8 protein-coding genes are annotated in these 10358 nt (G+C 65.6%); 3 read left to right on the forward strand and 5 right to left on the reverse strand.

What is annotated here, in order from left to right; all coding sequences use genetic code 11:
• A partial coding sequence (locus AC1DMG_RS16310) for a PAS domain-containing protein (RefSeq protein WP_477180769.1) occupies nucleotides 1-1649 on the reverse strand: 1649 nt, incomplete at its 3' end.
• Between the two features lie 209 nt (nucleotides 1650-1858).
• Here AC1DMG_RS16310 and AC1DMG_RS16315 point away from each other — a divergent pair.
• A complete protein-coding gene (locus AC1DMG_RS16315; protein WP_441605575.1) occupies nucleotides 1859-2359 on the forward strand; it encodes a VOC family protein in 501 nt (166 codons plus the stop codon).
• Between the two features lie 3 nt (nucleotides 2360-2362).
• Here AC1DMG_RS16315 and ppk2 read toward each other — a convergent pair whose 3' ends face one another.
• From ppk2 to hemA, 4 genes are all read right to left on the reverse strand, one after another.
• The gene (gene ppk2 / locus AC1DMG_RS16320; protein WP_441605574.1) at nucleotides 2363-3142 is read right to left on the reverse strand and encodes a polyphosphate kinase 2; all 780 of its coding nucleotides are present in this window, start codon (nucleotides 3140-3142) and stop codon (nucleotides 2363-2365) included.
• Between the two features lie 93 nt (nucleotides 3143-3235).
• A complete protein-coding gene (locus AC1DMG_RS16325) occupies nucleotides 3236-5341 on the reverse strand; it encodes an O-linked N-acetylglucosamine transferase, SPINDLY family protein (protein WP_477177743.1) in 2106 nt (701 codons plus the stop codon).
• Nucleotides 5342-5399: 58 nt separating this feature from the next.
• The gene (gene prfA, locus AC1DMG_RS16330; protein WP_477180770.1) at nucleotides 5400-6479 is read right to left on the reverse strand and encodes a peptide chain release factor 1; all 1080 of its coding nucleotides are present in this window, start codon (nucleotides 6477-6479) and stop codon (nucleotides 5400-5402) included.
• Nucleotides 6480-6547: 68 nt separating this feature from the next.
• Entirely contained in the window at nucleotides 6548-7822 is a 1275-nt protein-coding gene (gene hemA / locus AC1DMG_RS16335; protein WP_441605571.1) for a glutamyl-tRNA reductase, read from the reverse strand.
• A 109-nt stretch (nucleotides 7823-7931) separates the two neighbouring features.
• Between hemA and AC1DMG_RS16340 the strand changes: the two genes are divergently transcribed.
• Together AC1DMG_RS16340 and lolB are read left to right on the forward strand one after the other, a co-directional pair.
• The gene (locus tag AC1DMG_RS16340; protein ID WP_441605570.1) at nucleotides 7932-9671 is read left to right on the forward strand and encodes a tetratricopeptide repeat protein; all 1740 of its coding nucleotides are present in this window, start codon (nucleotides 7932-7934) and stop codon (nucleotides 9669-9671) included.
• Entirely contained in the window at nucleotides 9668-10297 is a 630-nt protein-coding gene (lolB, locus tag AC1DMG_RS16345) for a lipoprotein insertase outer membrane protein LolB (RefSeq protein ID WP_441605569.1), read from the forward strand. The genes AC1DMG_RS16340 and lolB overlap by 4 nt, the downstream gene beginning before the upstream one ends.
• Nucleotides 10298-10358 lie beyond the last annotated feature (61 nt).

Here is a 10358-nt window from a genome sequence, read left to right on the forward strand (position 1 = left end):
ACCTTGAACTGATCCAGATCCAGATACAGCACAGTGAATGGGCGCCCGTTGCTCTCGGCGGCCGTCGTGGCGCGCGCAAGACGGCGTTCAAATTCGCGACGGTTGATCAGGCCGGTGAGCACGTCGTGGCTGGCCTGGTAGCTCAGCTGGGCCGCGTGTTCGCGGTCGCGGCTCACGTCGCGCATCACCAGCACGACGCCGTCCATATTGCCGTTGCGATCGCGGATAGGAGTGGCCGTCAGGTCGACTGCCGTGGTTGATCCCCCTGCATGCATCAGGACGAGCTTGTCGTGCTGGCTCCAGGCCGGCTGTCCTTGCAGCACCTGCATGACGGGGTCGGCGATGGACACGCCGCTGGTCTCTTCGACCAGCTGGCAGATGGCGCCCACCGCCAGGCCGCGGGCATGATCGGTGCTCCAGCGCGTAAGGCGTTCGGCGCTGGGATTGAGAAAGGCGATGCAACCCCTGGCATCCGTGGTGATCACCGCGTCGCCGATCGACTGCAGGGTGACTTCGGCACGTTCCTTTGCCGCATACAACATGGCGTCGGCTTTGCGTCGTTCCGTGATCTCGGTGACCGAGCCGGCCATGCGCCGCGAGCTGCCGGTCGCGTCGCGGGACGAGGCGCCTCGCGCATGAAACCAGCGGGGTGCGCCATAGCGTTGCGGCACCCGAAATTCCACGTTCAGCGGGTGATTGCGCCACACGTGGGCGGCCACCGCGCGCATCACGCGACGACGATCCTGCGGATGGATGCAAAGGAATACCGAGGTGGCGGCGCCATCGTCCGTGACGTTGAGTCCGAGCATCTGCCGCAGGCGAGGGGACAGGTAGATGTGACCGGTGGTGCGGTCCCAGTCCCACAGGCCATCGTTGCTGCCGGCCACCGCAAGCTGAAAGCGATCTTCGCTGGCGCGCAGTTCATCGGCGACGCGCACACGATCATCGAGCAGGCGCCGCGCGCGCCGTGTGGCAACCAGCACCATCACCGCCGCGGCGAGGCAGAGCCATACACGCAACAGGTTGGAGGTCTCGCGTGAGGCGTTGCCAAGCGCGTCTGAGAAGGCGTATTCCAACGGCGTAAGGCGTTCATCAATGCGGCGCAAATGTGCGCTGGCTGCCGCTGCCCACGCAGCAGATCCCTGGTCGGTGTTGATGCGCCGATGCGCATCGGTGCCCAGGGCGAGCAGTTGATCGATGGAGCGATCGGCCTCCACCCATACATCGACCGCACGGCGAATGCTGCCCACGCCGTGAAAATAACGGTACAGGCGAGCCATGCCGGGAATATCGTCTTCCGGTGTGCCGCCGCGGCGAAAGCCGGCGGCGACGACGGTCATATCGGGCCACGTGCGATCGAGTTCCTCGCGTCCCGCGCGATCGCCCAGGGGTACGTCGATGGCGTCGAGAAACTGCCGGTAATCGGCCTCGTCATGGCTGGACAGATAGTGCTGAAGGCTGGAAACAGCGATCTTCTGGGCCTTGGACCAGCGACTTTCGCCGCCCACGAAGGCGCGCGCCGCCGACAGGAGGTCCAGGCTGGCGACGCACAATCCGATCATCACCACGACAACCATCACGAACGGCCACACGATATCGGCCGCACTATCCCCTTTGCCCAGCTCGGCCCCCCGGCCTGTTCCTGGCATAGACGCACTCCCGCTGCGCGTGCCTGGAGTTCAGGCAGTCGTCTTATCGGCTTGGCAGCTCAAAGCTTGAACCGCTGGCACGGCGCCCCCCGTTCACGCGGCAGCGACATGGGTCGTAGGGGAGTAGGCCGCGTGTCGAAATCGGCCGGCCTTATTCGTCTTCCTCATAAGGCCGACCTCTTGCCGTCCTTCACCAAGGAGACTGCCGCATGTCCACGCGATTCCAGCGCATCACGCCGTTCCTGTGGTTCGACCATCAGGCCGAAGAAGCGGCGCAGTTCTACGTGTCGATTTTTCCCAATTCGCGCATCCTCATGACCACCCGCTACACAGCGGCAAGCGCCGCAGCGTCCGGCTGCACCGAGGGCTCGGTGATGACAGTGGATTTCGAACTCGATGGCCAGAACATCACAGCCTTGAACGGCGGCCCCGTGTTTCGCTTCAACGAGGCGGTGTCGCTGGTCGTGCACTGCCGCTCGCAGGAAGAGATCGATCAGTACTGGGATGGCCTGCTGGCGGGCGCGGCCGACAAGAATGGCCAGTGCGGCTGGCTCAAGGATCGCTTCGGCCTGTCCTGGCAGGTGGTGCCCGACGAGATGATGCAGCTGCTGACCGGTGGTGACGCTGCCAGCGTGGCACGCGTCCATGCGGCCATCATGGGCATGAAGAAGCTGGACCTGGGCGAGATGCGGCGTGCGGCGGCGGGCTGAGCCTCACTCGCCGAACGTGTCGGGCACCCATTCCGCCTTGCGCGTGACCTGCTCGTCCTTGGGCTTGCCCTTGAGCTTGGGCATCTTGGGTTCGGGGATGGTCTCTTCGCTGCGCGGCACCTGTTCCAGCAGGTGCCGGATCAGGTTCACGCGTCCGCGCTTCTGATCATTGAAGTCGACCACGAACCATGGTGCATGCGGTCGACTGGTGCGTTCGATCATCAGGTCGCGCAGGTGGCCGATTTCCTCGTACTTATCGCGCGAGGCAAGGTCGGTGGAAGAGAGCTTCCAGCGCTTGAGCGGATCCTTGGCGCGTTCGTCGAAGCGTTCTTCCTGCTCCTCCTGATCCACTGCAAGCCAGTACTTGAGCAGGATGATGCCGTCGTCGCTGAGCAATTTTTCGAACGCAGGGACGGCGGCCATGAAGGCCTTGTACTGGGCCTTGCTGCAAAAGCCCATGGCCGGTTCGATCACCGCGCGGTTGTACCAGCTGCGATCGAACAGCACGATTTCGCCGGCGCTGGGGAGATGCTCCACATAGCGCTGGAAATACCATTGGGACGACTCGACCTCGGTAGGCTTGGCCAGCGCCGCAATGTGATAGCCGCGCGTATCCATGGACTCGGTGATGGCCTTGATGGTGCCGCCTTTGCCGGCCGCGTCGCGCCCTTCGAAAATCACCACCAGCCGGTGGCCGCTACGCTGCAACCAGCGATGCAGGCCAGCCAGCTCCAGCTGCAGCTCGGCCATGGCGTGGCGATAGGTCTGTTTCTTCTTGCCCATGGTGCGACTCCTTGGGTAAAGACCCTTGGCATTTTCCCTAGTCAGGGCAAGGACGGAGTGAAGAAACCGCCCCAACCCTGCCGCCGCCAGCGCTTACAGATCCAGATCGGCCGGCTTGCGTCCAATGCGGTAGCGCGCACTCATCGCCTGCACGGCACGTCGGAAGTCGCTGGCGAATCCCTGCATGTCGAACAGCGAGCTCTGCGTGCGCTGCTGCGACAGGTGCTGGCGCAGCGTGCGCAGCGCCTCGCGATCGTTGCCAAGCTGGGTCGCCATGGCGATAAAGGCTTCCTCGTCCTCGCAGATCAGCTCGGGCAATCCCAGCTGCTGAAGCAGGCTGGTGGCGACCCGTCCGGCGAAGGTGCGGCCGGTGCAGGTGAGCACGGGACAACCGGCCCACAGTGCGTCGGAGGCGGTCGTGTGCGCGTTGTACGGCAGGGTGTCGAGGAACAGGTCGGCGTGCACGTAGCGCGAGAGATAGTCCTGGTGCGGCATGCGCGGCAGGAACACCAGCCGCTCTGGCGCAATGCCGGCCGCGCTGGCGGCGGCGCGCAGGCGGTCGTCGGCGCCATCCACGCCGCTGAGCAGCCACAGCACGCTGTCCGGCACCTGCTGCAGCACCAGCATCATGCGGGCAAACGAGGCGGGATTGATCTTGTAGCTGTTGTTGAAGCAGACAAACACCGTTCCCTGCTCGGGCAGGCCGCACTCGGCGCGCGATGGCGGTTGCGCCACCTCGCGGGTGTTGTCGTTGGGCTGGTAGCAACGCGACAGGCGCAGCAGTTTTTCGCTTACCGTGGCGCGCTGATCGTCCGGCACGATGACCTTGTCGGCCACCAGGTAATCCATCCACGGGGCACCCATGCTGCCCGCATAAGCCAGCCAGTTCACCTGGATGGGCGCGGGGCGCAGGGCAAAAAGTTCGGCGTTGTCGCGCCCCGAGTAACCATTGAGGTCGACCAGTACTTCCACGCCCGTGTCGTGGATGCGCTGCGCGACCTGCGCGGGATTGAGCGCCGAGACGTCGTGCATGGTGGTCGCGGCAGCGAGGCGGCGGCGGATCGAGCCACCATCGTCGCGCGTGGTGGCGAACAGGTGCAGATCCAGGTCGTCGTCGTTGGCGAGCGCCTCGAACATGGCCACCACCAGCAAGCCGGTGGCGTGATCGTTGAAGCCGTCGGCCACGAAACCGACGCGCACCGGACTGTCCGGGGCCGGCTTGGCATGGCTGAAGTCCTGCTGCTTGCGCAACGCGGCAAGCTGCTGCTCGACCACGGCGGCAAACGCCTTGGCGGCCTTCAGCTGCAGCTCGGAATCGATGTCTTCGGACAGCGTGACAAAGGGGCTGACCACGGCGGTTTCGTCGGCAATCGCCTGCTGCAGCCGCTGGCTCAGTTCGTCCAGGTCATGCCAGTCGCACAGGCGGCGGCGCAGGAACAGCAATTGGCTGAGCGTGCGGCCGTCGTTCGGATTGAGTTGAAGCGCGCGCTCGTAGGCCTGCGCGGCCGCAGCCAGTTCGCCGCTGTCCTCCATCACCTGGCCGGCGGCGAACGGGTACTGCGGATTGCGCGGCGAAATGCGTTCGGCCGTCAGCCACGCCTTGGTCGCCTCGGCGCCGCTGCCCTGGGTCTGCAGGATGCGGCCGCGCAAGGCATAGGCAGCGTCGAAACGAGGATGCAGCTGCAAGGCTTCGTCGGTATGCGTCTTGGCCTGGTCGATGTTGCCCAGCTCCAGCTCGGCCGCCGCGAGGTTGAGGCGCAGGCCCGGATGGGCCGGCGCGCCATGGGTGCCCATGGCATAGGACTCGCGGGCGTGCTGGAAGCGGGCGGCCGCCATCAAGGCGTTGCCCAGCGTCAACAGGATGGCCGGGTGGCCGGGCGACTGCCGCAGGGCGGCGCGCAGGTGCTCGATGGCGCCGTCGGCGTCGCCATTGGCGAGCTGGGCGCTGCCGAGGTTGCACTGCACTTCCACGCTTTGCGGCGCCAGCTGGGCCGCCTGCTCCAGTATTTTCACGGCATCGGCCGGCCGCTGCAGCTGGAGCAGGGCCACGCCGCGCAGGCGCGCCAGTTCGCCGTCGTCGGGATACTGCGCGCACGCCTCGGCGGCAGCCTGTTCGCCATCATGGAACGCACCGCGCTCGAGCAATTGGACAATCTGCTGAGCGAGCACCTGAGAAGAGGGGGTAAAGAGGTCAGTCATCCCGCCAAACTAACGCAGGGTGGGCATGGCTGCCAATCCGTACTTACGGGTCGACCGCTCAGCCGGCGGTGAGCGCCTTCAACTCGTCGGCCTGGTTTTCGCGGGTCAGCGTATCCACCAGCTCGTCCATATCGCCCTGCAGCACTTCCGGAAGACGGTAGAGCGTGAGGTTGATGCGATGGTCGGTGATGCGGCCCTGCGGGAAGTTATAGGTGCGGATGCGTTGGCTGCGGTCGCCGGAACCCACCTGCAGCCGGCGCGACTCGGCCTGCACCGCGGCCTGCTTGCTGCGCTCGTCATCCAGCAGGCGGGCCTTCAGCAGGCTCATGGCTCGCGCGCGGTTCTTGTGCTGGCTGCGCTCGTCCTGGCACTCCACCACGATGCCGGTCGGCAGGTGGGTGATGCGMAYSGCCGAATCGGTCTTGTTGACGTGCTGGCCRCCSGCRCCCGAGGCGCGGAASGTATCGGTCTTGATGTCGGACGGACTGATCTCGATCTCGTCGATATCGTCCATCTCCGGCAGGATCGCCACCGTCGCCGCCGAGGTATGGATGCGCCCCTGCGATTCAGTCTCCGGCACGCGCTGCACGCGATGCGTGCCCGATTCGAACTTCAGCCGCGAATACGCGCCCTTGCCCTCGATGCGCGCGACCACTTCCTTGTAGCCGCCGTGCTCGCCGTGGTTCTCGCTCAATATTTCGACATGCCAGCGGCGACGCTCGGCGTAACGCGTATACATGCGGAACAGGTCGCCGGCGAAGATCGCCGCCTCGTCGCCACCGGTGCCGGCGCGCACTTCCAGGAACAGGTTGGCCTCGTCGCGCGGATCTTTCGGCAGCAGCAAGATCTGCAGCTCGTCGTCGAGTTCGGCCAGGCGTTGTTCGAGACGGCCGATATCGTCCCTGGCCATCTCGCGCAGCTCGGGATCGTCCAGCATCGCACGCGTTTCGCTGAGCTCCCGCTCGGCGCCATCGTGTTCGCGCAGCGAGTTCGTCACCGGTTCGAGCTGCGCGTATTCGCGCGACAGTTCGCGGAAGCGGTTGTTGTCCGCCTGCACATCGGGCTGCGCGAGCAGCAGTCCGATTTCTTCATGGCGTTCGGCAAGGGATTCGAGTTTGCGGCGGATCGAAGGAGTCATGGCAGAGGCACGCGAAGAGGTGAGGGACGAGAAACAGCGAGGTGACGCTTGGATTTTCTCGGGGCCCGCTACTCTTCGTTGACCTCAGGCTTCTCCGTAATGCCATAAAGACGGCCGGCTGCATGCAGCAGATCCATGTCGCCGCTGAGGGCTGCCTCGCGCAGGCGCGCGCTGGGGTGGTGCAGCAATTTGTTGGTCAGTGTATTGGCCAGGTACGCCAGCGCTTCGTCAGGCGACTTGCCGCGCGCAATCATGGCGCGTGCTTTTTCCAGCACTTCGTCGCGATAGCCTTCCGCATGCTGGCGCAGATCCACCGCCGGATTGCGCAGCGACAGCGCGCGACGCCAGGCCATGTATCGTTCCACTTGCAGGTCGATGATGGCGTCGGCTTCGCGCGCGGCGGCTTCACGCGAGCGGCGGTTGTCGTCGATCACCTGGCGCAGGTCGTCGATGCCATAGAGGAAGACGTCGTCCAGTTCGCCGACCGCCGCTTCGATGTCGCGCGGCACGGCAATGTCCACCATGAACATCGGCTTGCGGCGGCGGGCCGTCACGGCCTTCTCCACCATGCTGCGCGTCACGATCGGCTGGCGGGCTGCGGTGGAGCTGATCACGATGTCCGCTTCCGCCAGGTGCTGCGGCAGGTCGCTCAGCGCAATGGCATAACCGCCATAGCGGGTCGCCAGTTCCTGCGCGTTTTCCAGCGTGCGGTTGGCCACGATGAGCCGGCGCACCTGCTTGTCCACCAGATGGCGTGCCGCCAGTTCGATGGTGTCGCCCGCGCCGATCAGCAACACGCAGGCCTGACGAAGATCGGTAAACACCTGTTCGGCCAGGCGCACCGCGGTGAACGCCACCGACACGGTGTGCGCGCCGATGCGCGTATCGGTACGCACGCGCTTGGCGACGGCAAAGGTGTGCTGCAGGAGGCGCTCCATCGGTGCGCGCAGGGCCTGCGCATCGCGCGCCTGCTGGTAGGCGTCCTTCACCTGCCCAAGAATCTGCGGTTCGCCCAGCACCATCGAGTCCAGTCCGGTCGCCACACGGAACATGTGACGCACGGCTTCATCTTCGTCATGACGATAGAGGAACTCGTCCAGCTTGCCCGCAGTCAGATGGTGGTGTCGGCTCAGCCATGCCTGCGGAACGTCCTCGGCTCCTGCCGAAACGCTCACATAAAGCTCGGTACGGTTGCAGGTGGAGAGGATCATCGCCTCTTCCACGCCGGGCTCGCGGGCGAGCGCCTGCAGGGCCACACCGGCGGCCTCCGCATCGAATGCCACTTGTTCGCGCAAATTGACCGGCGCGGTGAGGTGGTTGAGCCCTAAGGCGATGAGCTTCATGGTTCAGGGCGATTCGAGGCGAAGGGCATCCGGCGTAAACTAGCGGTTAGCAACGACCGTTCTACATTGTGGATACGGCCGTGTCACGGACGGATGAGCGGAGAATAGTGTGCTGAGCAGGTGGTCCAAGTTCAAGCAACTGCGGCATTTTGCGGTCGGCGGTCTGGCGGCGCTGGCCTTGGCCGGGTGCGCCACCGTCTCAGGTTCGTCGGGACGTTCGCTGGCCAACGACAAGCAGCCGCTGGGTCGACTGGTGGTCGCGGTGCCCGATGAGGATCACGACCTGATGGCCCAGCTGCTTGCTGGCGAGATGGCGCTCACCCGCACCGATCTCAAGGCGGCGTCGGCGGCCTACAGCCGCGCCTCGCAGTTGTCGCTCGATCCCAAAGTGGCTGAGCAGGCGGCTGCGCTGGCGATCGCGGTGCGTGACACCGATAGCGCCAACGCGGCGATAGCCCGCTGGCAGGCCCTCGGCGGCAAGCCGGCGCCTTTGGCCCAGGCGCGCGCCCAGCTGGCACTGAGTCAGGGCGATACCCAGGAGGCACGCCGTCAGCTGGAAATCCTGGTCAATACCGGCGATCCGGATGCATGGCGGCAGTTCGGACGGGTACTGGTCAGCGGCCGCGACGCCGCCCAATCCGCCCAGTTGCTGGAGGCCGTGGCCACCCCGCAACGCCTGCCCAACGACCCGCAGGCCTGGCTTGCGATGAGCGAACTGGGCGACAAGCTGGGCCGTCATGCGTATGCGCTGCAGATCGCCGAGGCCGCCGTAAAGCGGTTCGGCACCGCCGAGACCTATGCCTGGCTGGGCCAGATGCGGTACCACGACGGCGACAAGAACGGCGCCAAGGCCTTGTTCGACAAGGCGCTGGCCAAGGACCCGAAGAACACCCAGCTACGTCTCGCCTACGCGACCCTGCTGGGGCAGGGCGGTGATTACGCCGCCGCCGCGCACATGCTCGACAGTGGCCCGCAGGACGCCGACACCTACGCCATGCGCGCCGCCTTTGCCGCACGCGCCCACGACACCAAGACCATCAATCGCCTGTATACCCAGCTGCAGCACTCGCCGGACGACGTGCGCCAGGGCAGCGCCTACCTGCTGGGCCAGATGGCCGAGATGCTCGACAAAAAAGATGAGGCGCTGAAGTGGTACGACCAGGTCGCCGACGATGACGATCACGCTTTCGATGCCGACCTGCGCAGCGCCGTGCTGCTGCAGGATCTGGGCCGCAGCGCCGAAGCGCACGAGCAGCTCGCGCAGATGCAGACCGACTACCTCGACCAGCCGGCCATGCTTCGCCGCGCCTACGAGGTAGACGCCGAGCTGTACATGGACGAACAGCAGTACAGCCAGGCCGAGCGCGCTTTCAGCCGGGCGCTGCAGGTGACGCCGGATGATCCGGGCCTGCTGTATGGCCGCGGGCTGGCCTATGCCTCCGCCGGCCAGACCGACCAGGCGGTCAATGATTTCCGTCATCTGCTTCAGCTCAAGCCTGACGACACCGATGCCACCAATGCACTCGGCTACACGCTGGCTGACGCCAACCGCGATCTTCCCGAGGCGCAGCGCCTGATCGAGCAGGCCCGTGCAGCACGTCCGGACGACCCGGCCATCCTCGATTCCTGGGGCTGGCTGCAGTACCGGCTGGGGCATCTGGACCTGGCCGAAACCACGCTCCGCGGCGCCTGGACGGCGCACAAGGACGCGGACGTAGGCGTGCATCTGGGCGAAGTGCTGTGGAAACAGGGGCGCCAGGAAGACGCGCGCCGCGTCTTCGACGAAGTGCGTAAGATCGACCCGCAAAGCATCAACCTCCACAACACCCTCAAGCGCCTCAATCCATGAAGCTTCCGATTCGACTCCTCGCGGCAGCCTTGCCGCTGCTGCTGGCCGCCTGCGTCCATAAGGAAGCCATCCGTCCGCAACCCCAGGCCGATTACGCGGTGCTGCTCAACGAGCAGCGTGCCCGCGAGCATCTTTTGGAGAAGACCGATCATTGGGTCCTGCAAGGCAAGATCGGCGTGTCCGGCGAGGTCAATGGCAAGAAAGAGGGTGGCAGCGGCACGCTGACCTGGACGCAGAACGGCGACAATTACGAATTCGTGGTGCGGGGCCCGGTTGGCAGCAAGAGCTTCAAGCTGACGGTGACGCCGGTGAGTGCGGTGCTGGAAGGCCTCGATGGCGGTCCGCAGCGCAGTCCTGACGTGGAGTCGCTGGTGCAGAACGCGCTGGGCTGGCAAGTGCCGTTCCACGACCTGCGCGCCTGGGTGCTGGGCACCCGCGCCGACAGCGGTCCGGCCGAGCTGAAATTCGGCGACGATGGCCTGCCCAAGACCCTGACCCAGGACGGCTGGACCGTGGCTTACCCCGGCTGGGACAACAAGCGCGAGCCGGCCCTGCCTACCAAGGTCTTCGCCAGCAACCCGACCAGTTCGGTGCGGTTGTCGATCGAGTCCTGGACCATCCAATAACCATCGCCCTCTCTTGTGGGAGCGCACCCTGTGCGCGACCCGACGGAGCGTAACCCTGGGC

The sequence above is a fragment of the Dyella sp. 01N36 genome (assembly GCF_056399745.1).

Bases quoted from the DNA above. Each gene is read 5' to 3' on its own strand.
- AC1DMG_RS16315 (WP_441605575.1), top strand. From the start codon at position 1,859: ATGTCCACGCGATTCCAGCGCATCACGCCGTTCCTGTGGTTCGACCAT.
- ppk2 (WP_441605574.1), bottom strand. From the start codon at position 3,142: ATGGGCAAGAAGAAACAGACCTATCGCCACGCCATGGCCGAGCTGCAG.
- AC1DMG_RS16325 (WP_477177743.1), bottom strand. From the start codon at position 5,341: ATGACTGACCTCTTTACCCCCTCTTCTCAGGTGCTCGCTCAGCAGATT.
- hemA (WP_441605571.1), bottom strand. From the start codon at position 7,822: ATGAAGCTCATCGCCTTAGGGCTCAACCACCTCACCGCGCCGGTCAAT.
- lolB (WP_441605569.1), top strand. From the start codon at position 9,668: ATGAAGCTTCCGATTCGACTCCTCGCGGCAGCCTTGCCGCTGCTGCTG.